Raw genomic sequence first — 21054 nt, 5'->3', positions numbered from 1 at the left:
CAGGTACGCAGCCGTCGTGATGGGGATGACGGACGCCACGCCACCCGCGATCAGCGCCGAGTTGAACCCGACGATAAAGCGGTAGTCGCCGTGGATGCGGGCCATGAGGCGGCTCGCGAGCACGCGCATGGTCACGAGGGACTCCAGTGAGGAGTCGTGCACGAGCACGTCCGCGACGGCGCGCGCGATGTCGCTCGCGTCGGACATGGCCACGCTCACGTCCGCGGTCGCGAGCGCCGGCGAGTCGTTGATGCCGTCGCCGACCATGACCACGGTGTGCCCCTCGTCCTTGAGGCGCTGGACGTGGGTCGCCTTGTCCTCGGGAAGGACCTGCGCGTAGTAGCCGTCGAGCCCGAGCTCGCCCGCCACATGCGCGGCGCATGCCTCGGAGTCGCCCGTGATCATCACGAGGTTCGTGAAACCGAGCGCGCGCAGGTCGCGCAGGACGCCGCGGGCCTCGGCGCGCGGCGGGTCGCTGATGCAGATGCAGCCCAGCAGGCTCTTGTTCTTTGCCACGAAGACCGTGGAGGACGCGCCCGCCTCGCTGGAAAGAAGCTCGTCGAGCCCCTCGGGCTTCAGGACCCCCTCGTCCTCAAAGAGGAAGTGGGCGCTGCCGATGCAGACCTCGTCGCCGTTCACGAAGGTGGCGATGCCGTGCGCCACGACGTAGCGGACCTCGGCGTGGAGCTCGTGCTCGTGCACGAGGCCGCGGGCCTGCGCCTCGGCCACGATGGCGCGCGCCATGCTGTGGGGGAAGTGCTCCTCGATGCATGCCGAGAGGCACAAAAGCTCGTCCTCGGTCGCGCCGGAGCAGCTGATCACGCGGCTCACCGCGGGGGTGGCGTTGGTCAGGGTGCCCGTCTTGTCGAAGACGATGGTGTCGGCCGCGGCCAGGGCCTCGAGGTACTTGCCTCCGCGCACGGTCACGCCGCGGCGCGAGGCCTCGTCCATCGCGCTCATCACGGCGATGGGCGTGGAGAGCTTGATTGCGCACGAGTAGTCGACCATGAGGACGGCCATGGCCTTGTTGAGGTTGCGCGTCAGCGCGAGGATGCCGAAGAACGCGAGGAAGCTGTACGGGACAAGGCCATCGGCCAGGCGCTCGGCGCGCGATTGGGCACCCGCCTTGAGCTCACTCGACTCCTCGACGAGGGTCGCGATGCCGTCGATGCGCGAGCATCCCGGGGGCGCGGTGACGAGGACCTTGAGATCGCCGTCGGAAAGCGCCGTGCCGGCATAGACCGTGCAGCCTTTCTCTTTGCGCACGAGGGCGGACTCGCCCGTCATCGAGGACTCGTCGACCTCTCCCTCGCCCTCGGCGACCGTTCCGTCAACGGGAAGGACCTGGCCCGCGCCCAGGCGGAGCACCATGCCGCGGCGGACATCCTCGGTGCGGACGCGCACGTCCTCGCCGTCGACGACCGCCCAGACGCTCTCGGAGCGCACAACCAGCCCGCTGCGCAGCGCGAGGTGCGCGCGCGACTGCACGTGATCCTCCATAAGCGCGCTGAGCTGCAAAAGGAAGCTGATGGTGCCCGCCTCCGCGAACTGACGGCGCAAGCAAGAGGTGACGATGGCGGTGGCGTCGAGCACCTCGACGGTGACCTCGCCGGCGAGCAGGTGGCGCAGCCCCTCGGCGGCATAGCCGACGGCGCGCAGGCAGGTGAGCACGGCGCGCACCGGCATGGGGAGGAGCACGCGCTTGGCCGCGCGCCAGAACACGAGCTTGCCCACCTCGACCTGGAAGCGGTTGTTCTCGAGGCTGATCTCGAGCGCGCCGGCGGCGTCGTCCAGGCCGACCTCGGCGGACGGCAGGGCGAGGGGGTCGAGGCCGCGGACGGCCGCGAGGACCGACTCGCGGGCGGGCGGCTCGAACGAGATGAGAACGGAGCCGGCAGAAGGATGGACCTCGGCGGTGCGCACACCGTCGAGGTCCATGAGCAGGTACGCGACGCCGCGGGCCTCGGCCTCGGTAAAGAGGTTGCGGCCGCAGCGCAGGCGGATCCTTCCGGGGAGCTCCGACGCGATGTCGAAGACCATGTCCTTACGCCTCGGCGCCCTCGGCGTCGACCTTGGCGGTGACCTCGGCGCGGATGTCGGCCTCCACGGCGGCCATGCGGTCGGCCACGGCGGCGTCGATCTTCGCCTGGCGACGGGCCTCGGCGGCGACGTCGTTGGCGTCGTCGACGATGGACTGGGTCTCGGCGGTCACGGCGTCGGCGACCTTCATGCCGGCGCACGTGGTGGCGACGGCGGCCTTGTGGAGCACGCCGGTGCTGGCAAGACCCGCGACGGCGCCCGCGGCAGCGGCGCCCATGGCAACGAACCAACCGTTCTTCATGTTGTTCTCCAAACCTTGGTGAAATCGATTACACAACCATTATCTTCCCGCGTCGCCGCAGATAAACGTCTAGCTCCATTCGGACGAGCCGAGGCTAACACCGCTTCACGCGGCGCGGTACGCGCTCGGGGCGACGCCCATGCAGTCGGCGAAGGCGCGCGCGAACTTGCTCGCGTTCGCATAGCCCACGAGCCGCGCGACCTCGCCGACGGCGTGCTGGTCGCCGGCGAGGAGCTCGGAGGCGCGCAGCATGCGCAGCCGCCGGTACCAGTCGTAGACCGGCAGGCCGAACTCCCTGCGGAAGGACTCCTTGAGCACCGTGGGCGACGTGCCGCACGCCTGGGCGAGCTCGGGGATAGTCTTGGGCGCGTCGATCGACTCGCCCATCGCGAAGCGCGCGCCGTAGGCGATGCAGCCCCGCGCGCTCCGGTGCGCATCGAGCGGGTCGCGGGCCAGGCGCAGCAGCTCGCCCGAGCGTGACGCGGTGGCGGCGGCGTCGCCCGCGAGCCACGCGACGGCGACGTCGTCGAAGGCGCGACACATGAAGGTATCGCGGGCATAGACCGACAGCACGCCGTCGCTCTCGGGGCCCCTCACGACCAGGACCTGCACCGGGGCGTCGGCCACGCGCACCGGGACATCGCCGGGCCACAGGAGCGCCTCGCCGACACAGAGCCGGACGCCCTCCCCCACCGCGAGAGCCCCGCGGCACACGCGAATGAGCGCGGGCTCGCGCTCGGCGAGCACGCGGGCGAGGGAGACCCCCTCCCCCGTCCCCGCCGCGAGCACGTCGGGGCGGCAGGCGGGGGCATCGGAGGACGCCGCCCTAAGCCCGATGGCGGCGGAGTTCTTCTCGTGTATCTGCGTGAGGCTGATCATTTCCCAACCATCTCCCTGTGCTCCGCTAAAGAAGAAGGGGCAGGCTCGCCGCACGGCGCGAGCGGGCCTGCCCCTTCGCCATCACGCGATAGCGCTTATCGCGGTCCCCGAATTCACACGATCGCCGGTTCCTCGGAACCTGCCCCCGGAGACCTGTGGGGCTAGGCGGCCTCCTGCGTGAGGTCGGTCAGGATCTTGTCGTCCTTCTTGTCCCACTTGGGCGTGGGCCGGAAGAGCTGGAAGAGGATGCCCGCCAACAGCACGAAGGCGACGATGGTCCAGAACCCGAAGTTGCCCAGGACAAAGAGCTCCCAGAGCTGGTTGATGATCAGGCCCACGACCCAGCCGAAGACGCACTGGTAGCCGATGGCGAACCAGAACCACTTGGCGTCGTCCATCTGGCGACGGATGGTGCCCATGGCAGCGAAGCACGGGGCGTCGAGCATGTTGAAGGCCACAAAGGCGCACATCGCGCCGGCGTGCAGCACGCCCTGCGGGTCGGTGAACATGGCCGCGAAGCCCTGCCACATGCTGACGGAGTTCTCGGTGGCGTCGCCCAGGCCATAGAGGGCACCGAAGGTGCCGACGAGGTTCTCCTTGGCGATGAGCGCGCTGATGGAAGCGGCGGTCGCCTGCCAGGTGTCGGCGCCCAGAGGGGCAAAGATGATGCCGAGGAAGCCGCCGATGGCCGCGAGGAGCGAGAAGTCCATGTAGTCGTCGCCCGCGCCGTCCATACCCTGCAGGAAGCCGAAGGCGCCGTTGCCGCCGTCCCAGGTCGCGAAACCGAAGTTAGAGAGGAACCAGACCACGACCGCGGCCGCGAAGATGATCGTGCCGGCCTTCTTGATGTAGGCCGAGACGCGCTCCCAGACGTGCAGCCACCAGGACTTGATGGTCGGGAAGTGGTAGTTCGGGAGCTCCATCACGAAGGGAGCGGGCTCGCCGGCGAAGGGCTTGGTCTTCTTGAGCATGATGGCCGAGATGATGATCGCGGCGATGCCCATGAAGTAGAACATCGGGGCGACCCACCAGGCGTCGGAGCCGCCGATGAGGACGCCCATGACCAGGGCGATGATCGGGGTCTTGGCGCCGCAGGGGATCATCGTGGTGAGCATGGCCGTCATGCGGCGGTCCTTCTCGTTCTCGATGGTCTTGGTGGAAAGAACGCCCGGGACGCCGCAGCCGGAGCTGATCAGCATCGGGATGAAGGACTTGCCGGAAAGGCCGAAGCGGCGGAACACGCGGTCCATGACGAAGGCGACGCGGGACATGTAGCCGCAATCCTCAAGAAAGCACAGAAGGACAAAGAGCACGAACATCTGCGGGATGAAGCCCAGGACGGAGCCCACGCCGCCGATGATGCCATCGATGACGAGGGACTTCACGACGTCGGAGGCGCCGGCATCGTCCAGCCAGCCCTCGACGGCGCCGGGGACGGAGGGCACATAGCCGTCGTAGTCCTCGGCGGCAGGCTCCTCGGTCGTGCCCTCGACGGCGGCGACGAACTGATCGGCGTCGACGGAGTCGATGACCTCGAGGGTCTGGCCGTCCGCGAGGACGGGGTTGTCGTCGGCGTCGACGGTGGTCACGGGCTCGGCCTCGTCGGAGCCGTCGGAGGTGGCGAGGTAGTTGCCGTCCTCGTCGTGGACGGGCACGTCGGTGGCGACGACGCCCTTGGCCTCGGCATCCTTGGCGAAGTCCTCGACGGTCGCCAGGGCGTCGGCGTCCTCAGGGTCGTCGGCGAGCGCGGCGACGGCGTCGTTCACGTCGGTGGTGTCCATGCCGGCGTCCTCGGCGGCGGCGATGAAGCCATCGACCTGGTCGCCGTAGTTGTTGGAGGCCCAGTCGTCGGTGTCGGCCTCGTACTGCTCCTGGCCCGCGGAGTTGACGAAGAAGCCGTCGCCAAAGAGGTTATCGTTCACCCAGTCGGTCGCGGCAGTGCCCACCGTGGAGATGGCAATGTAGTACACGAGCACCATGACGCAGACGAAGATCGGGAGGCCGAGGATTCGGTTGGTCACGATCTTGTCGATCTTCTCGGAGGTCGTGAGCTTCTTGGGGGCCTTGGCCACGCAGGCGGCCATGGTCTCGGAGATCCAGTCGTAGCGGTCCGAGGTGATGATGGACTCGGAGTCGTCGTCGCGAGCCTCCTCGACGGCCTTGATGACGGGCTCGATGGCCGCGAGCTGCTCCTTGGTGAGGTTGAGGGGCTTGATAGCATCGGCGTCGCGCTCGAAGACCTTGATGGAGTACCAGCGCGAGAGGTCGGAGTCGCAGCTACCGGAAATCATGGAGGCGATCTTCTGGAGCGCGTCCTCGACCTCGGCCGAGAAGCACTTGACGCCGGCCGAGGGCTTCTTTGCCGCGATGGCGGCGCGGACGAGCTCGTCGACGCCGGTGTTGTGCAGGGCCGAGACCTCGAGCACGGTGACGCCGAGGCGCTCGGAGAGCTTGGCCACGTCGACCTTGTCGCCGCGCTCCTTGAGCAGGTCGCACATGTTCAGGCCGATGACGACCGGGCGGCCGGCCTCGAGGACCTGGGTGGTCAGGTAGAGGTTGCGCTCGAGGTTCGTGACGTCGATGAGGTCGATGAGGGCGTCGGGACGCTCGTTGACGATGTAGTCGCGCGAGACGACCTCCTCGGGCGTGTACGGCGAGAGCGAGTAGATGCCGGGCAGGTCGACGAAGGTGACGTCCTTGTCAGCGCGCCACTTGGCCTGCTTCTTCTCGACGGTGACGCCGGGCCAGTTGCCGACGTAGCCGTTCGAGCCGGTGAGCTCGTTGAAGAGCGTGGTCTTGCCGCAGTTGGGGTTGCCTGCGAGACCGATAAATGTTTCTGCCATTCCTTGCCTTTCCTATTGCTTCGGCGCCTGGGCGCCTTCGGGCACGTTTTGCGAGGTTATAAAGTTAGAAATAGGTAACTTCATCACCCGAAAAAACGGGTCCGCTAACCCTCGCGAACCCTGCTTACTCGCCGTCGCGGACAGCGGTGACCTCGACGTTGGCGGCCTCGTCGCGGCGAACCGAGAGCTCGTAGCCGCGGACGGTGAGCTCGATCGGGTCGCCCAGGGGGGCCACCTTCTTCACGTAGACGTGGGTGCCCTTGGTAAGGCCCATGTCCATGATGCGGCGCTTGAGGGCGCCGGTGCCGGTCAGCTTGGCGACGTCCGCGCTCTGGCCCACCTTCACATCCTTGAGAGTTGCCATCGATTCCCTTTCTGTTTGCCGCCCCGGGCCTCCCCGGAGACGACGCCTTCCTTGTGCGCGGGGGCGGCGCCCCGTTCGCATTCCACAGCCTCGCCGAGCGGCGAGCGCCGCACGGCGAGGAGTTGAACCTAGAGAGAGACCATGACGTGCGACGCCATGGTGCGGTTGAGCGCCAGTCGGGCGCCCTTGACGCTGACGATCACATCGCCGTCGACGCGCGAGATCACCTTGACCTCAGCGCCCTCGACGAGCCCGAGGTCCGAGAGGTGCTTGCGGAGCTCGGCGCCGCCCTTGACCTTGGTCACGCACGCTGCCTCGTCCTCGCCGAGCATGGCGAGCGGCAGGGCCCCGGCGACGTTCACGGACGCGGAATTGACGGCGGTCCCGCTCATCGCAGCCTCCATAGACATTTCTGTCTTCCCTTCTTCCCTGCTCGCGGGGCGTGTTTCGACCGTCCGTCGGCAAGAAGTTGACCTATGTGAACTTAAGCGCTCGCAAAGTAAGATATGCCTAACTCCATACGGACGCAAGGGGTTAGGGCAATAAAGTTTGAGATGGGTTACTCGTGGGGCAAGAAAGGCGGCCGGCTTTTACCTCAACATATGCCGCGCAAGCTCGGAGCGGCTGGAGATGCCCAGCTTGGCGTACGCGCTCGAAAGGCGGTTCTTGACCGTCCCGCGCGAGACCCCCATATGGCGCGCGATCTCGTCGTTCGACCAGCCGCGGCAAGCGAGCATCGCCATCGAGAACTCCGTGGTCGTCAGGTCGTCCGCCACATCCTCGCCCGACTCCGGGTTGTGGATCCTGCGCCATCCGTAGCTGAAGCGATACGTGACCTTGACCACGCGCGCGAAGTCGGCGGGGCAGCTCTCCTTGAGGCAGGTCTCGAGAACGCCTTGGAGAAGCCCATGATGCTCGCCGATCTCCTCGATGAGGTCATCTGCCTCAGCGATCGCCCACGCCTGCTCGAAGTGGCGCCGCGCACGGGCGACATCCTTCAGGCTCATCCGGCCCATCGCCGCCACGAGGTGCAGGAACTGCTCGGGGATCGGGTAGCTGGCCCGCGCCATCGCAAGAGCGTTCTCGGCGATCCCCGCGCAACGACCATGCTCCCCATGGAAGTATGCGCGGTGCGCCTACACATAGCTGGCAAAGAGCGCGAGCCCCTCGGGCAGGTCGCGCATCGACGCGGCGAGGTCATCCTCGGTAAAGCTCGGGTCAAGGTGCAGCAGCACCGCCGCTGCCGTCGCGAAGAGCACATAGGACGCGCGGGCCTCGGGTGCCGCGGCATCGAGCCCTTCCTTCATCGACTTGAGCTCGGACAGGCACTTCTTTGCGGCGGCGGGGCGATTGAGCGAGAGGTTCGCGTAAGCGCAGATGAAGCAGGCGGACAGCTTGAGCGCGGGGTCGTCGCTCTGGAGGAACGGCTCGGCCGCCGCACACGCCTCGTCCGGCCGAGCGGTGAAGTAGTACGCCTCCGCCTGGGCAATGCGCCGCAGGTCAGGGTTGCCAACCGCATCGACCGCCGCAGCAAGGCCGCCCTTCTCGAACGAGGAGCGCAGAAGCGGCATGGGATAGCGCACAGGCGCGTCGATCGTCTCTTCCCCACCCATTCTGACCTCCCCTCGGTTTCTTTCGATGGTACCAGCACCTTTGGTCGCAGGCGTCGGTTTGGCCATTCGGGGCGGCAAACGGCACTCCCCCGCCGCGCCGGCGTCCGGCAAGATGGGCTCAAGCCACAAATAAGGAGGCTCCCATGAAGCGCATCGCCAAACGAATCGCCCTCACGCTGCTCGCCCTCTTCGCTGTGGCCGCAGTTGTGTTCGGCGCGTTCTATGCCACGAGGATCCAGACTATCGGCTCAATCAAGCAAGAAACCAGCTACGACGACGGCTACTACCTCTACACCATGGACGTCGCCTACGACTACGACCTCGACGCCATCCTCCAAAAGGATGTCCGAACCAATCAGGAGTTCCTCGACGCGGTGCTCGCCGAGTCGCTTCCGCTGCTTCCCGTCCATATGACGGCGCCCGACTACGGCTGTACCGCCTTCACCGCGAAGGCAGCGGACGGAGAGGTGCGCATGGGACGCAACTACGACTTCAAGCTGGACACCTCCGCGCTGCTCGTGCGCTGCGCTCCCAAAGGAGGCTACCGATCCATCGCGCTCGCCGCGCTCAACAACGTCAAGGCCGACGTCCCCGACGCAAGCGTCTCCAAGCGCCTCGCGTGCGTGACGGCGCCCTTCATCTGCCTCGACGGCATGAACGAAAAAGGCGTCTCGATCGCGGTGCTCACCCTCGACAGCGAGCCTGCGCTCCAGGACACCGGAAAGAAGGCCCTGCCGACCACGCTCGCCATCCGCCTCGTGCTCGACCGCGCCGCCACGACCGAGGAGGCCGTTGAGCTCCTTTCCGGCTACGACATCTTCGCGACGTCGGGGCGCGACTACCACTTCTACATCACCGACGCCTCGGGCGACGGCCGCGTGGTCGAGTGGGACCCCTCCGACGCCTCCCGCCCGCTCAAGGCCACTCCCATGCGCGCCATCACGAACTTCTATGCGCTCTACCCCGACCTCGTCCAGCCCAACCAGAAGAACGGCATCTACGGGCACGGCAAGGAGCGCTGGGAAGCGGTCGAGAAGGTCTTCGATGCGCAGGAGTATCAGGACGATGCAGTCGTATGGGACGCCCTCAGGGCATCGGCTCAGGATCCCAACCCGCAGGACGTGACGAGCAACACCCAGTGGTCGGCCGTCTACGACGACACCGCGCTCACCCTGCGCGTCTGTTTGCGCCGCAACTGGGCGGATGTGATCGAGTTCAAGCTGTAGGTTGCCAGCACGAAGAACGCAGGGCCCTGCAAGAAAGACGTGTTTTTATCGGTGGCGAAAAGGCAGGGTTTCACACCATCGAAGAACTCGCCGCCCCGCCGGTGCTTGCAACCTCCCTTTGCAAAGAATTCGCGAGTTGTTGGCCGCCACCCGCACGGCATGCAAAGAAAACGCAAGTTGTTGGTCAAAATGCAAAGGAATCTCGAGTTGTTGACCCAAATGCAAAGAATTCCGGAGTTGTTGGTGCCCAAAGAACCAATAACTCCGGTTTTCTTTGCAAGCCTCATGCCCCAGACCAACAACTCGCGATTTCTTTGCAACTCTCATGCACCGAGCCAAAAAGCTCGCACTATTCCTGCGGTCCGCGCAGCCGGGGCCACGGCAAGACCGCCCCGAGCTTCTCTTTGCGCGCCACCCCGCCCCCAACAAAAACCGGGCCGCCGCGAGAGACGCGACGGCCCGGAAAGTGCTTCTTGTCAGCTGGCGAGAAGGGCATCACCCCGTGTTCTGGAGGCCAGCGGCAACGCCGGAGACGGTGCAGAGGATGAGGTAGATGAAGCGCTCCTTCTCCTCGGGGGTGAGCTTGTCGCCCTTGGTGCGCAGAGTGCGCAGGACAAGCGCCTGCGTGACGGAGAGCACATTCACGAACGGCAGGCGCATGCGGACGACGGGGCCGAGCACGCGACGGTGCTGCAGCGGCCACTCGTCGCCGACGATGGCGAGGACCCACTTGCGGGTGAGCTCCATCTCGTCGAGGACCTTGCGATTGAGGTCCTCGCGGTCGCCGAGGGCGAGGTACATCTTGCCGATGCGCTCATCGGTCTTGGAGAGCGACATCTCGATGTTGTCGATGAAGGTGGCGAAGACGGGCCACTCCTTGTACGCCGCCTGCAGGGTCTCGAGGTCGCCGAACTTCTCGCACGCGGTGCCGAGGCCGTACCACGCGGCCAGGTTGATGCGCGCCTGGGACCACGAGAAGATCCAAGGGATGGTGCGCAGGTCATCAAGGGACTTGGCGCCCAGGCCGCGCTTGGCGGGACGGCTGCCGATGGGCATGAGGCCGACCTCGGTCAGCGGCGTGACGGTGCTGAACCAAGCCGCGAAGTCCTCGGTGTTCAGCAGGTCGAGGTAGCGCTCGTGCGACGCCTCGTCGAGGAAGTTGGCCATATCGGCGTACTTCTGGGTGGAGTCGGTGTTCGTCCACTCGACGGACGGCGCGGACTGCAGGAGGGTTGCGCCTGCGACGGACTCGATGTGGCGACGGGCCAAGGTCGGGTCCCCATAACGGGCAAAGATGACCTCGCCCTGCTCGGTGAGCTTGAAGCGGCAGTTGACCGAGCCCTTTGGCTGCGAGAGGACCGCGCGGTTGGCGGGGCCGCCGCCACGGCCAACGGCGCCGCCGCGGCCGTGCATGAGGATGAGGTCGATGCCGTTGGCCTCGGCCCACTCGGCGATGTCGGCCTGCGCCTTGTGGAGCGTGAGGGTCGCCGAGGTCGGGCCGGCGTCCTTGGAGGAGTCGGAGTAGCCGAGCATGACCTCAAGCCGGCCGCCGGTCTGCGCGAGGCGGCGACGGACGTCGGGGAGCTTGATCATCTCGTCGAGGGTCTCGACGGCCCCCTGCAGGTCCTCGAGCTGCTCGAACAGCGGGATGACGTCGAGCACGGGCACGTCGTCCTCATGCGCGAAGGCAAGGCGGGCGAGCTCGTAGACGTCGGCGACGTTCTGCGCCGACTTGGTGAACGAGATAATGTAGCGGCGGGCGGCGTCCACGCCGTTCTTGCGCTGAATCTGACCGATGGCGCGGAAGGTATCGAGGACCTCCTGCGTCATGGGCTGCAGCTGGCCGCGCTCGCCCCAGCGGCCGTGCTCATGGATGTCGGCGAGGGCGCGGGAGTGGACCAGGGAGTGCTGACGGAACTCCATCTCGACCATGTGGAAACCGAAGCTCTGGGCCTGCCAGATGAGCTTCTGGACGGGACCGTAGGCGGTACGGACAGCGCCGGCGGCGGCGAGAGACTCCTGGACGACCTTGAGGTCGGCGATGTAGTCCTCGCAGCTGCTGTACATGATGTCGGCGGTGCGCACGATGGTCGCGCGCAGGCGCTCGGAGATCACGATCATGCAGGCGCGGTGCAGCTCGGATGCGCTGATGCCGATGGCGCGGGTGGTGATGGCCTCGCTCATCTCGCACTGGTGGTTCCAGAGGTTGACGAGCTTGTCGGAGGGGCCGGTCGAGATGCCGTCCATCGTGAGGTTGCGGCCGATGGCAAGGGTCGCGTCGGCCAGCGCGCCCAGCATGTGGGTGCGGAACTTCTCGGCGACCTTGCGGCTCACCTTGGCGGTGACGTTGGGGTTGCCGTCGCGGTCGGAGCCGATCCAGCTGCCGGGGTGGAAGAACGCGGGGCAGACGGGCGGCACGGTGCCGGCCTTGTCGCCGAGCTCCCAGTCGTCGAAGCGGCGGTAGACCTCGGGCACCATCTCGAACAGGGTGCTGTCGAAGATGTCGATGATGGTGTCGGCCTCCTCGACGGGGGTCGGCTTCTTGTGCGCGATGGGGCTCGTGCGGAAGAGCGCGTCGATCTCCTGCAGCAGGCGGCGCTCGTTGTCGAGCAGGGCGATGCCGCCCAGGCCCTCGTGCTGCTCGAGCAGGCCGGCGATGCGGCGGATCTTGCCCTCGACGGCCTTACGACGGGCCTCGGTGGGGTGCGCGGTGAACACGGGGTGGAACTCGAGGCGGTTAAGAAGGGCGTTGGCCTTGCCGCGGCCGCACTCGTCGACAAGCTGGCGGTAGGCGACGGTGAGGTCGTTGATCGGGTCGTCGGGGTTGCCGACGGGCACCTCGCTCTCGCGCTTGCGCAAAGACTTTACGCGGTAGTTCTCCTCGCAGATGTTGGCAAGGTGGAAGAACGTGACGAACGCGCGCATGAGCAGCGTGGTGTTCTTGTCGTCGAGCTCGGTGATGATGGACGCCATGTCCTCGAAGGCCTCGTGCTCCTCCGGGTTCTCGTTGGCATCGTCGTTCATCAAGATGGCGTCAAAGAGCAGGACGTCGAAGATGGCGCGGAGGTCCTGGTCGGCCTCCTCGAGGACTTTGCGGACCAGGCGCAGGAAAAGCGCCATGTTGTTCCGGATCTGATCCGGAACGTCGACGCCCTGGAGCGCCTCGAGCGCCGCGGTTTCCTCGATGGTGAGCTTCTTCTTTGTCAACGCGTCTCCCTCCGTAGGGGCCGCGGCCCTGCCGCGGCATGGTTTGACGCTTAATACCATAGCGCGTCCGCCGCCCGCCGACTAATCAACGCCGCTCGCGAAACTGAACGTTCATGGACGACAGGTAGTTTTTGCTCCTTTGCGCCGTCGCGCCGGAAAGAAAGGCGCGACCCGCTGCCCTCACCGCGGCGCGCTTGGGCACCTGGCAGAGCCACCGCGGCTTTAAGGCTTCCTTATACGGCTGGGCTACAATCTAGTCTCAACCACGCGAAGAAAGCTGACGTCACATGCCCCAGAACCCGCTGAAGAACCTCACCCTCAAGGTCGAGGGCAAGAAGGCCCGCAAGGAACAGAAGAAGCGTCGGGAACTTCCCGGCAGCGCCGCCTCCGAGCCCGCCGCCGAGAAGCCCGCCAAGCAGCCAGGCTTGCTGCGCAGGTCGGTCGACGCCTGGTGGAACCGCCTCATCGCCGCGGTGTTCGGCGGCCAGGAGTCCGCGCGCTCCGAGCAGTACCTCGCCCACCAGACCACCCGTGACTACATACTGAACACCTGCGGCCAGGCAGCCTGGGGCGCGCTCTTCCCGCTGCTCACCATGGTCTGCACCTGGTTCGTGGGCGCCGAGCAGGCGGGCCTCTTTTCCATGGCGTTCACCATCGGCACGCTGCTGCTCTTCCTCGCGAACTTCGGCACGCGCACCTACCAGGTCTCCGACATCGACGAGATGCAGTCCTTCGCCGACTACCAGGTTCACCGCGTCATCACCTGCACGGCCATGCTGCTCGTGGGCTGGGGCTACTGCCGGCTGCGCGGCTACGCTGACCCGATGATGGCCATCTGCATGGGTGTGCTCGCCTTCCGCGCCGTCGACGGCCTGGCGGACGTCTACGAGGGGCGCCTGCAGCAGAAGGACAAGCTCTACCTCGCCGGCCTCTCGCAGGCCATGCGCTGCGCCGGCAGCTTCGCCGTGTTCACCGTCGTGCTGCTGCTCACGCACAACCTCGTGTGGGCGAGTTGGGGCATGGCGATCGCCGCGGTGGTGTCGCTCGTGCTCCTCTCCGCTCCGCTGGCGTTCTTCGAGACCGACCGCAGCGCGCGCCCGACGCTGCGCGGCGTCCGGGAGCTCTTTGCCGGGTGCTGGCCGCTCTTTGCCGCGCTGTTCCTGTACAACATCATCGACTCAATGCCCAAGTTCGCGATGGAGGGTGTGCTCTCCTACGACAACCAGCTCTACTACAACGCCATGTACTTCCCGGCGCACACTATCCTGATGATCAGTGCCTTCGTGTACAAGCCGCAGCTCGTGAGGCTCGCGCGCATCTGGGACGACCCCGAGAAGCGCCGCCGGTTCGACCTGCTCGTGCTCGCGATGATCGGGGTGATCGCGCTGACCACCGGCGCCATGGCGCTGTTTATGGGGACCGTGGGCATCCCGCTTCTGGGCATCATGTACGGGCTCGACTTCGAGCAGTTCCGCAGCCTCGTCGACGCCATGGTGGGCACAGGCGGCGACTGCGCCTGCATCGACTTCCTCTACCAGATCGTCACGGTGCTGCGCGCGCAGGCCGAGGTCACGTTGTACTACGGCGCCGCCTTCGCGTTCAGCGTCCCTGTATCCATGCTGCTCGTCAACTTCGCCGGGCTCTCGGGCGCCGTGGTGGGCTCGCTCGTGTGCATGGCGATCCTCCTGCTGCTCCTGCTGCTGCAATTCTTCACGATCCGCCAGCGCGCGGCGAAGGAGTACTAGGACCGGAGGCGCGAGGGGACGACGCCGAATCGCCATGCGCCATTTGCCGGGAAAAGAGGCCTAAGAAAGAAGGCCGACCGTCCCTGCCCCGAAATCCAAACTGAACCGGGCGCGCCGACTCGAGAGCAGAATCGGCGCGCCAGGTCTTTACAAAGCGGTTCGACTATGCGGCGAGCGCGCCCCCGAGCCGCGTGCCGGCCCAGACGGCCACGAGGCAGACGGCCACGTTCGCCGCGATGTTCGCGACGGCGGCAGACACGTTGCCCGCCTCGATGAGGCCGAAGGTCTCGTTCGTGAAGGTCGAGAAGGTCGAGAGCCCGCCGCAAAGGCCGACGGTGAGGAGCGACTTCACCTCAGCAGGCATCGGGTTCGCGGCGTTCAGGCCGCTCACGAGGCCGATGATCACTCCGGCGACGACGTTCGCCGCGAAGGTGCCGGCGGGCAGTCCCGGGCACGCCGCCGTGAGCGCGCGCCCGATGCCCCAGCGGCCGAGGCTCCCGACCGCGCCGCCGGCCGCGACCGCAAGCGCCTCTAGCATGCTTGGACCTCCCCTGCCACCGTTCGCGTGACCTCGGCGAGCCACGCCTCGCGCTGCTCGACCGTGGATTGGTCCATGCCGCCGAAGTTGTGCCAGGCGCGGCGGGCGATGCCGAGCTGCGCGAACGTGCCGTCAAAGAGGGTCGCCTCGATGGCGGCCCTCAGATGCTCCGTCGGCTCCGCTGAGGTAGTGAAAACGTCGACCGACTCGATCGCGCGCCCGAGCGTGCCCTCAAGGCCGTGGCCCGTGGCCTCCCAGGAAAACCCGACGAGCATGACCTTGTCCAGCCAACCCTTGAGCAGGGCGGGGACATCGTTCCACCAGATCGGGGTCACGAGCACGAGGTGCTTGGCGGAAAGCAGCGCTTTCTGATACCTGCGCACGAGCTCGTCGGTCGTCTTTCCCTCGTTGTAGAGCTCAAGGTCACCCGCATGGAGCACCGGGTCGAACCCGTCGGAATATAGGTCACAGACCTCGAAGGTGCGGCCTGCGCGGTCGAGCCCCTCCTCAACCGCGGTGAGCACCGCGGCGTTCAGACTCATGTCGTAGGGGTGGCAATACACGATCAACGTGTCGAATTCAGTGCTTTTGCCCATGGGCAAACCTCCCATAGAAGGAACGGTTGATGCCCTGACCATAGCACTGTGGCGGCCCGGCCACATCCGCGCCGCTTGGGCAGAAGGCGATTTCCGTGAACGCCCCCGCTACGCCCCACGGACCCCGAGCATGAGGTACTCCACGTTGCCCTTCGCGCCATGGATGGGGCTCTCGCAGACGCCGCGCACATCGAGCCCGGATGACGCGAAGGCGGAGCGCACCTGCTCGACGGCGGCGTCGCGCACCGCTTGGTCGCGGACGACGCCGCCCTCGCCCACGTCCTCGCGCGGGGCCTCGAACTGCGGCTTGACCAGGGTGAGGAAGGAGCCCTCAGGCCTCAGAAGCTCGAGGACAGCGGGAAGTATGCTCGTCACGGAGGTGAACGATACGTCGCAGACGGCGAGGTCGAAGCAGCCGCCCCCCACGATGCCCGGCACATCGACGATGTTCGTGCGCTCCAGGAGGCGCACGCGCGAATCCTGACGAAGCCCCCAGTCGAACTGTGCGTACCCGACGTCGACCGACGTCACGTGAATAGCGCCGCGGCGCAGCAGACAATCGGTGAAGCCTCCCGTGGAGCAGCCCACATCCAGGCACTCGAGCCCCGTGGGGTCAACGCCGAAGTAGTCGAGGCCGCGCTCGAGCTTGAGGCCACCTCGGCTGACGAAGGCGCCGTGCCCCTTCACGTGGAGCGGGAGTCCCATAGCCACACGCTCCCCGGCCGAGGTCAGGCGACGGTCAGAAGTCGAGACCTCGCCCGCCATAACGGCGCGCAAGGCCTCGTCCTTATTTGCAAAGAAACCCTGCTCGACGAGCTCCTCGTCGAGCCGCCGCTTCTTCGCCACTATGCGTTCTCCTTCGCTGGAGTGTCCTTTGAGGAGGAGTCGCCCTGCTCATCGGCGCCCTCGCCATCGCCGGCAACTCCATCGGCCGCAACAGCGCCCTCGCCTTTGTCGGCGGCCTGCTCCTCGAGCTGAGCCGCCTCCTCGGGCGAGAAGTCCGTGGCATCGACCATGTCGACAGCCTTCGAGCCGAGCGCGATCGCCTCGTCAAAGAGATCGAGCGAGCGCTCGAGCGAAATATCCTTGTCGCGCACCTGCGAGACGATATCGTCGAGCCGCTCGGTGATCTGCGGGAAGGTCTGGTACTTGGAGGTGTCGACGCGGGCCATTACCAGACGTCCTCGTCGTCTTCCTCGATGGTGCCCGGGCCCTCGACGTACCAGATGCCGCCGGTGAGCTCGTCGCCGAGGTCGGCGCCGAAGGGAAGCGGCTCCTCCTCGTCCTCGGGCTCCTCCCAGACGTCGTTCTTGCCGCCCTCGAGGGCGTACTGCACGTCGGCGGAGGACTCACCTCGCGCGGCGAGCTCCTCGTGGGCCTTGGCGACGACGTCGACGCCGGCCTCGACGTCGTCCGCCACGCGGCCGAGCAGGCCGTTGATGAACTTCGAGGACTCGTCGGTGCCGTAGCACTTGGCCAGGCGGACGACCTCGTCGATGGCGACGGGGATGTCCACCTCGGGAACGTAGATCATCTCGTAGAGCGAGAGGCGCAGCAGGTTGCGGTCGACCGCGGGCATGCGGTTGATCGCCCAGCTCTCCGAACGGGTCGCGATGATGGCGTCGAGGTCGTGGCGGACGCCGTCGCAACCCACGGCAAGCTCGCGCGCGAAGTCGCGCAGCGGGCCGTTGTCGAGGGCGTACTCGCCGTCGAGGACCTCGGGGACCGTGCGCCCGGAGGCCTCGGCCTGGAACATCAGCTGCAGCGCCTGGCTGCGGGCGCGGGTGCGCCCTCCGAATCGAACTGCCACCTTACTCCTTCGGGAAGACGAGGCTGTCGATGCAAACGTCGACTCCGTCGACCTCGACGCCGATCTGCTCGGTCACGGCCGCGGCGATGGCCTCGCGCACATCCGCCGCGAGCTTGGTGAAGGGGTAGCCGTAGAAGACGGCGAGGTGCACGACGACGTGCAGGGCATCGCCCTCGACATACGACTCGACCGCGGCCTCGGGAGAGACGGTGCGGCTCGTGAACACGGAGATCAGGCTCGACGCGATGTCATTGCCGCCCACGGAGGCGACGCCGTCGACGCGCTTGGCCGCAAGGCTCACGATGGTCGATACGACGCTCTTCGAGATGCCGATACCAGAGACGTTAAGCTCGCTCTCTGCCATGGAAACCCTCCTCGTTGGTAAAGCCGCCCCGGCTTGTGCCGGGGCCTGCGGACATTCAGTGAGTTAGACGCGCGAGACGAACTTGCCCTCGCGGGTGTCGATCTTGATGACGTCGCCCTCGTTGAGGTACAGCGGGACCTGGATAGTGGCGCCGGTCTCGATGGTGGCGGGCTTGGTGCCGCCCTGGACGGTGTCGCCCTTGAAGCCGGGGTCGGTCTTGGTGATCTCAGCCTCGATAAACATCGGGGGCTGGACGGTCAGCAGGTCGTCGTCGGCGTACATGAGCAGGCAGGTGTCATTCTCCTTGAGCCACTTGGCGTTGTCGCCGATGAAGTCCACGGGAACGGGGATCTGGTCGTAGGTCTCCATGTCCATGAAGTAGTAGTGGTCGCCGTCGTTGTAGAGGTACTGCATCTCCTTGGTGGTGAGCATCACGGAGTCGAACTTGGAGCCCGCGTTGCAGGTCTGGTCGCCGATCACGCGGCCGGTGCGCAGGTCCTTAATCTTGTAGCGGACGAAAGCGCCGCCCTTGCCCGGCTTGACGTGCTGGAACTCGACGAGGGTAAAGATCTTGTCCTTGATCTTGAGGCCCATGCCGTTCTTGAACTCGGCGGTGCTGATCTGCTGCATCGAAAAACTCTCTTTCCTTTATTGGCCCAGCGGGCGCGTTGCATACATTTGGTAGATTATATCACCCTGTGGGCTAGCGGCCCAAATGCGACAGACTCCGCACACCGGCCTTCATGACCTGAAAGACATTGGGGCTCTTTTGGAGTTTGTCGTCGGGCACGTGCCCGCGCATCGCGCGCAGCGTCGCCTTGTTGTCGCGGGTGCTGAAGGTGTAGTGGCCGTTTTCCTTGGTGAAGATCGCGAAGCGGGCGATCTTTTTTCCGGGGAGGACCTCGGCGGCGACGTAGTCGACCTCGGACCAGGGGATCTGGATGAAGTCCTCGGTGTTCTTCTCGTTGTAGAACTCGAAGGCGACGTCGCCGAGCATGACGTCGCCGTAGGTGCCGAGCCCCATCATAGAGGTCGCTTTCTCGGTGTACTCGACCTTGGTGTTCAGTGATTTGGCCATGTGCGGGCCTCCTGTCTTAACAAATAGGGCCGCTCCCCTGCGCGGGAAGCGGCCCGTGAAGTCGCTTGAGCGACTACATCCTACATGAAGCCGACGACGCGACCGATAATGCCGATGGCGAAGAGGCCGAGGATGATGGCGATCGGGCTGACGTTCTTCTTCAGGAGCTTGCAGCAACCGAGCGTGAGGCACACGGCGGCGAGGCCGGGGATCAGCTGGTCAAGGTTGCCCTGGAGCGTAGTGGTCTTGACCTGGTCGAGGCCGTTGACGCCGAGGGAGGCGTACTGGGTCAGGGCCTGCTTGATGCCCTCAGAGCCGGCGGGCAGGTTGGCCCAGTCGATGTAGGCGCCGTCCTGCTGCGTGATCTGAGAGACGACCGGGGTGAACGAGATGGACACCCAGCGCTCGACGAGCGCGCCGATGATGAACATGCCGAGGATGGAGGCGCCCTCGGTGATCTTGCCCATCAGGCCGCCGGAGAGGTCCTTGGCGATGGAGGAGCCCACCTTGTAGCCGAACTCCTGCGTGTACCACAGGAAGGCGATACGGATGATGTTCCAGAGGATGAAGAAGAGCAGCGGGCCCACGATGTTGCCGGAAAGCGCGAGGGAGGCGCCCAGGGCACCGAGGATCGGTCGGATCGTGAACCAGAAGACCGGGTCGCCGACGCCGGCGAGCGGGCCCATCATGCCGACCTTGACGCCCTGAATGGCGACGTCGTCGACGGGGGCGCCGTTGGCGCGCTCCTCCTCGAGGGCGAGCGTGACGCCGATGACGGGGGCGGACACGTAGGGGTGCGTGTTGTAGAACTCGAGGTGGCGCTTAAGAGCGGCGGCCTGATCCTCCTTGTTCGGATAGAGCTTCTTGATCGCGGGGATCATCGAGAAGCACCAACCGCCGTTCTGCATACGCTCGTAGTTCCAAGAGCCCTGAAGGAACTGGTGGCGGAAGCATACCGCCTGACGATCCTTCTTCGAAAGAGTGACCTTGTTCTCTGCCATGTTTATCACTCCCCTCCTACTCGTAATCGTTCAGGATGTCGCCCAGCGGGTCGCCGGAGCCGGCGGAGCCGCCGCCCTGCTTGGCCATGTCCTTGAGGCCGAGGTAGATGAGGGCGAGCGAGATGCCGATGACGCCGAGGGCGATCAGGGTGAGCTCGGAAAGGGCGGCGAGGACGAAGCCGAGCGCGAAGAACGGCCAGGTCTCGGCGGTGGCCATCATGTTGATGACCATGGCGTAGCCGACAGCGGCGACCATGCCGCCGCCGACGGCCATGCCGCCGGAGAGCCATGCGGGCATGGCGTCGAGGGCAGCGGTGACAGCCTCGGAGGGGATGAAGCACAGGCACGCGGCCGGGATGGCGATGCGGACGCCCTGCATCAGGATGCCGATGACCTGCCAGCGCTCAATGGCGGCGAAGTCCGCCTTCTCGGCAGCGGAGTCCATGATGTGAACGATGCCGGTGGCGATCGTACGGCAGATCATGGTCAGGAAGAGACCGGCGACGGACAGCGGGACGGCGACGGCGATGGCGGCGGTGATGGCGCCCTGGGAATCCGCCGTGCCGCCATTGAGGCCGAGGACCATCAGGATGGCCGAGGCGACGGAGGCCAGAGCCGCGTCAGGGGCGACGGCAGCGCCGATGTTGGCCCAGCCGAGGGCCATGAGCTGCAGCGAGCCGCCCAGCATAATGCCCTCGGTGAGGTGACCGGACACAAGTCCGATCAGGGTGCAGGCCACCAGCGGCTGGTGGAACTCGAACTCGTCAAGAACGCCTTCCATACCAGCAAGGAAAGCGACGATGACGATGAGCAGAATCGTGATTGGTTTCATTACCCATCCTCCTTACTTCTGTGCGGAGACCAGCTCGGACTTGGCCTTCTTGAGCATTGCGTCGATATCCTCGGAGGCATCGGCGGGGACCTTGCGGGCCTCGAGCTCGACGCCCTTGGCGCGGATGGCCTCGATGGTCTTCACGTCGTCCTCGCCCATGGCGATGGCGTTCGTGACGACGACCTTGCCGACGGAGTGGGCCATGGAGCCGATGTTGGCCTTCTTGATGTCGACGCCGCCCTCGATGGCCTTGAGCAGGTCCTGAGGGTTCTCGAAGAGCAGGAACACCTTCGTGGCGCCGAAGCGCGGATCCTTGGAGACCTCGATCATCTTTTTGATCGGCACGACGTTGGCGGGGACTCCCGGAGGCGCGGCCTGCTCGATCATGGTCTTGCGGAGCTGATCGTGCGCGACGCCGTCGGAGACGACGATGATGCGGTCGGGCGCGATCTGCTTGGTCCAGGCCGTGGCGACCTGGCCGTGGAGCAGGCGCGTGTCGATGCGCACCGCGGCGATCTTGATGTGGCCGTCGCCCAGGACGGTCCCCTCGGGGATCGCTCCCTGCTTGGCGGGCGCCGCTGCGGCTGCGACAGGTGCCGCCTCGGCAGGTGCCAGGG

Annotated in this window: 22 protein-coding genes; 2 read left to right on the top strand and 20 right to left on the bottom strand. The window is 66.1% G+C overall.

Translation table 11 applies throughout. From position 1 onward, the window contains the following. From ACT84W_RS03220 to ACT84W_RS03185, 8 genes are all read right to left on the bottom strand, one after another. The coding region (locus ACT84W_RS03220) for a heavy metal translocating P-type ATPase (protein WP_444328190.1) at positions 1–2040 on the bottom strand (2040 nt) is incomplete at its 3' end. 4 nt (positions 2041–2044) lie between these two features. Continuing rightward, the gene (locus tag ACT84W_RS03215) at positions 2045–2341 is read right to left on the bottom strand and encodes a DUF1490 domain-containing protein (RefSeq protein ID WP_417576099.1); all 297 of its coding nucleotides are present in this window, start codon (positions 2339–2341) and stop codon (positions 2045–2047) included. Positions 2342–2446: 105 nt separating this feature from the next. Further along, on the bottom strand, positions 2447–3220 hold the full coding sequence (locus tag ACT84W_RS03210) for a helix-turn-helix transcriptional regulator (protein WP_417576100.1): 774 nt from the start codon (positions 3218–3220) through the stop codon (positions 2447–2449). Positions 3221–3381: 161 nt separating this feature from the next. Next, positions 3382–6063: a ferrous iron transporter B gene (feoB, locus tag ACT84W_RS03205; protein WP_444328189.1), complete on the bottom strand. Its 2682-nt coding sequence runs from the start codon at positions 6061–6063 to the stop codon at positions 3382–3384. Between the two features lie 124 nt (positions 6064–6187). After that, complete coding sequence (locus tag ACT84W_RS03200; protein WP_417576102.1) at positions 6188–6427, bottom strand: FeoA family protein; 240 nt, start codon at positions 6425–6427, stop codon at positions 6188–6190. A gap of 128 nt (positions 6428–6555) precedes the next feature. Then, positions 6556–6837, bottom strand: a complete 282-nt coding sequence (locus ACT84W_RS03195; protein WP_417576103.1) for a FeoA family protein — start codon at positions 6835–6837, stop codon at positions 6556–6558. Between the two features lie 180 nt (positions 6838–7017). Next, complete coding sequence (locus ACT84W_RS03190) at positions 7018–7497, bottom strand: helix-turn-helix domain-containing protein (RefSeq protein WP_444328188.1); 480 nt, start codon at positions 7495–7497, stop codon at positions 7018–7020. A 66-nt stretch (positions 7498–7563) separates the two neighbouring features. Further along, on the bottom strand, positions 7564–8040 hold the full coding sequence (locus tag ACT84W_RS03185) for a hypothetical protein (RefSeq protein WP_444328187.1): 477 nt from the start codon (positions 8038–8040) through the stop codon (positions 7564–7566). A gap of 143 nt (positions 8041–8183) precedes the next feature. Here ACT84W_RS03185 and ACT84W_RS03180 point away from each other — a divergent pair, with 143 nt between their 5' ends. Continuing rightward, complete coding sequence (locus tag ACT84W_RS03180; RefSeq protein WP_444328186.1) at positions 8184–9266, top strand: linear amide C-N hydrolase; 1083 nt, start codon at positions 8184–8186, stop codon at positions 9264–9266. Positions 9267–9761: 495 nt separating this feature from the next. On the opposite strand, the gene ACT84W_RS03175 is transcribed toward ACT84W_RS03180, so the two are convergent. Continuing rightward, positions 9762–12533 carry a phosphoenolpyruvate carboxylase gene (locus ACT84W_RS03175; protein ID WP_444328185.1) on the bottom strand — a complete coding sequence of 924 codons (2772 nt, stop codon included), beginning with the start codon at positions 12531–12533 and terminating at the stop codon, positions 9762–9764. Between the two features lie 227 nt (positions 12534–12760). Here ACT84W_RS03175 and ACT84W_RS03170 point away from each other — a divergent pair, with 227 nt between their 5' ends. Next, a complete protein-coding gene (locus ACT84W_RS03170; protein ID WP_444328184.1) occupies positions 12761–14218 on the top strand; it encodes a lipopolysaccharide biosynthesis protein in 1458 nt (485 codons plus the stop codon). A 163-nt stretch (positions 14219–14381) separates the two neighbouring features. Here ACT84W_RS03170 and crcB read toward each other — a convergent pair whose 3' ends face one another. The 11 genes from crcB to ACT84W_RS03115 all read right to left on the bottom strand — a co-directional run. Beyond that, positions 14382–14756 (bottom strand): fluoride efflux transporter CrcB, encoded by a 375-nt coding sequence (gene crcB, locus ACT84W_RS03165; RefSeq protein ID WP_444328183.1) that lies wholly within the window; start codon positions 14754–14756, stop codon positions 14382–14384. Next, positions 14750–15352, bottom strand: coding sequence for an NAD(P)H-dependent oxidoreductase (locus tag ACT84W_RS03160; RefSeq protein ID WP_444328182.1), 603 nt, complete (start codon positions 15350–15352; stop codon positions 14750–14752). Before ACT84W_RS03160 ends, crcB begins: the two co-directional genes overlap by 7 nt. Positions 15353–15460: 108 nt before the next feature. Further along, entirely contained in the window at positions 15461–16198 is a 738-nt protein-coding gene (locus ACT84W_RS03155; RefSeq protein WP_444328181.1) for a TlyA family RNA methyltransferase, read from the bottom strand. Next, on the bottom strand, positions 16198–16524 hold the full coding sequence (locus ACT84W_RS03150) for an exodeoxyribonuclease VII small subunit (RefSeq protein WP_432291215.1): 327 nt from the start codon (positions 16522–16524) through the stop codon (positions 16198–16200). Before ACT84W_RS03150 ends, ACT84W_RS03155 begins: the two co-directional genes overlap by 1 nt. Then, positions 16524–17162 (bottom strand): transcription antitermination factor NusB, encoded by a 639-nt coding sequence (gene nusB / locus ACT84W_RS03145; RefSeq protein ID WP_432291214.1) that lies wholly within the window; start codon positions 17160–17162, stop codon positions 16524–16526. Before nusB ends, ACT84W_RS03150 begins: the two co-directional genes overlap by 1 nt. A 1-nt stretch (position 17163) precedes the next feature. Beyond that, positions 17164–17526, bottom strand: coding sequence for an Asp23/Gls24 family envelope stress response protein (locus ACT84W_RS03140; RefSeq protein ID WP_417576113.1), 363 nt, complete (start codon positions 17524–17526; stop codon positions 17164–17166). 63 nt (positions 17527–17589) lie between these two features. Continuing rightward, on the bottom strand, positions 17590–18156 hold the full coding sequence (gene efp / locus ACT84W_RS03135) for an elongation factor P (protein ID WP_417576114.1): 567 nt from the start codon (positions 18154–18156) through the stop codon (positions 17590–17592). Positions 18157–18229: 73 nt separating this feature from the next. Then, complete coding sequence (locus tag ACT84W_RS03130; protein WP_444328180.1) at positions 18230–18604, bottom strand: DUF956 family protein; 375 nt, start codon at positions 18602–18604, stop codon at positions 18230–18232. A gap of 80 nt (positions 18605–18684) precedes the next feature. Further along, positions 18685–19605 carry a PTS system mannose/fructose/sorbose family transporter subunit IID gene (locus ACT84W_RS03125; protein WP_444328179.1) on the bottom strand — a complete coding sequence of 307 codons (921 nt, stop codon included), beginning with the start codon at positions 19603–19605 and terminating at the stop codon, positions 18685–18687. A 16-nt stretch (positions 19606–19621) separates the two neighbouring features. Beyond that, positions 19622–20437, bottom strand: coding sequence for a PTS mannose/fructose/sorbose transporter subunit IIC (locus tag ACT84W_RS03120; protein ID WP_444328178.1), 816 nt, complete (start codon positions 20435–20437; stop codon positions 19622–19624). 12 nt (positions 20438–20449) lie between these two features. Continuing rightward, positions 20450–21054 (bottom strand): PTS system mannose/fructose/N-acetylgalactosamine-transporter subunit IIB (locus tag ACT84W_RS03115; protein ID WP_444328177.1); only part of this gene is annotated, 605 nt, incomplete at its 5' end.

Source organism: Paratractidigestivibacter sp. (assembly GCF_052362415.1).
Classification (GTDB): Bacteria; Actinomycetota; Coriobacteriia; order Coriobacteriales; family Atopobiaceae; genus Paratractidigestivibacter.
The sequence above is the reverse complement of the archived record's forward strand: the minus strand, read 5'-3'. Positions and strand labels throughout refer to the sequence as shown.

Excerpts from the sequence above, each read along its gene's own strand:
- ACT84W_RS03180 (WP_444328186.1), top strand. The coding sequence starts at position 8,184 with ATGAAGCGCATCGCCAAACGAATCGCCCTCACGCTGCTCGCCCTCTTC.
- ACT84W_RS03170 (WP_444328184.1), top strand. The coding sequence starts at position 12,761 with ATGCCCCAGAACCCGCTGAAGAACCTCACCCTCAAGGTCGAGGGCAAG.
- feoB (WP_444328189.1), bottom strand. The coding sequence starts at position 6,063 with ATGGCAGAAACATTTATCGGTCTCGCAGGCAACCCCAACTGCGGCAAG.
- crcB (WP_444328183.1), bottom strand. The coding sequence starts at position 14,756 with ATGCTAGAGGCGCTTGCGGTCGCGGCCGGCGGCGCGGTCGGGAGCCTC.
- efp (WP_417576114.1), bottom strand. The coding sequence starts at position 18,156 with ATGCAGCAGATCAGCACCGCCGAGTTCAAGAACGGCATGGGCCTCAAG.
- ACT84W_RS03190 (WP_444328188.1), bottom strand. The coding sequence starts at position 7,497 with ATGGCGCGGGCCAGCTACCCGATCCCCGAGCAGTTCCTGCACCTCGTG.
- ACT84W_RS03185 (WP_444328187.1), bottom strand. The coding sequence starts at position 8,040 with ATGGGTGGGGAAGAGACGATCGACGCGCCTGTGCGCTATCCCATGCCG.
- ACT84W_RS03215 (WP_417576099.1), bottom strand. The coding sequence starts at position 2,341 with ATGAAGAACGGTTGGTTCGTTGCCATGGGCGCCGCTGCCGCGGGCGCC.
- ACT84W_RS03160 (WP_444328182.1), bottom strand. The coding sequence starts at position 15,352 with ATGGGCAAAAGCACTGAATTCGACACGTTGATCGTGTATTGCCACCCC.
- ACT84W_RS03210 (WP_417576100.1), bottom strand. The coding sequence starts at position 3,220 with ATGATCAGCCTCACGCAGATACACGAGAAGAACTCCGCCGCCATCGGG.
- ACT84W_RS03120 (WP_444328178.1), bottom strand. The coding sequence starts at position 20,437 with ATGAAACCAATCACGATTCTGCTCATCGTCATCGTCGCTTTCCTTGCT.
- ACT84W_RS03150 (WP_432291215.1), bottom strand. The coding sequence starts at position 16,524 with ATGGCCCGCGTCGACACCTCCAAGTACCAGACCTTCCCGCAGATCACC.
- ACT84W_RS03200 (WP_417576102.1), bottom strand. The coding sequence starts at position 6,427 with ATGGCAACTCTCAAGGATGTGAAGGTGGGCCAGAGCGCGGACGTCGCC.
- ACT84W_RS03125 (WP_444328179.1), bottom strand. The coding sequence starts at position 19,605 with ATGGCAGAGAACAAGGTCACTCTTTCGAAGAAGGATCGTCAGGCGGTA.
- ACT84W_RS03175 (WP_444328185.1), bottom strand. The coding sequence starts at position 12,533 with ATGGTATTAAGCGTCAAACCATGCCGCGGCAGGGCCGCGGCCCCTACG.
- ACT84W_RS03140 (WP_417576113.1), bottom strand. The coding sequence starts at position 17,526 with ATGGCAGAGAGCGAGCTTAACGTCTCTGGTATCGGCATCTCGAAGAGC.
- ACT84W_RS03195 (WP_417576103.1), bottom strand. The coding sequence starts at position 6,837 with ATGTCTATGGAGGCTGCGATGAGCGGGACCGCCGTCAATTCCGCGTCC.
- ACT84W_RS03130 (WP_444328180.1), bottom strand. The coding sequence starts at position 18,604 with ATGGCCAAATCACTGAACACCAAGGTCGAGTACACCGAGAAAGCGACC.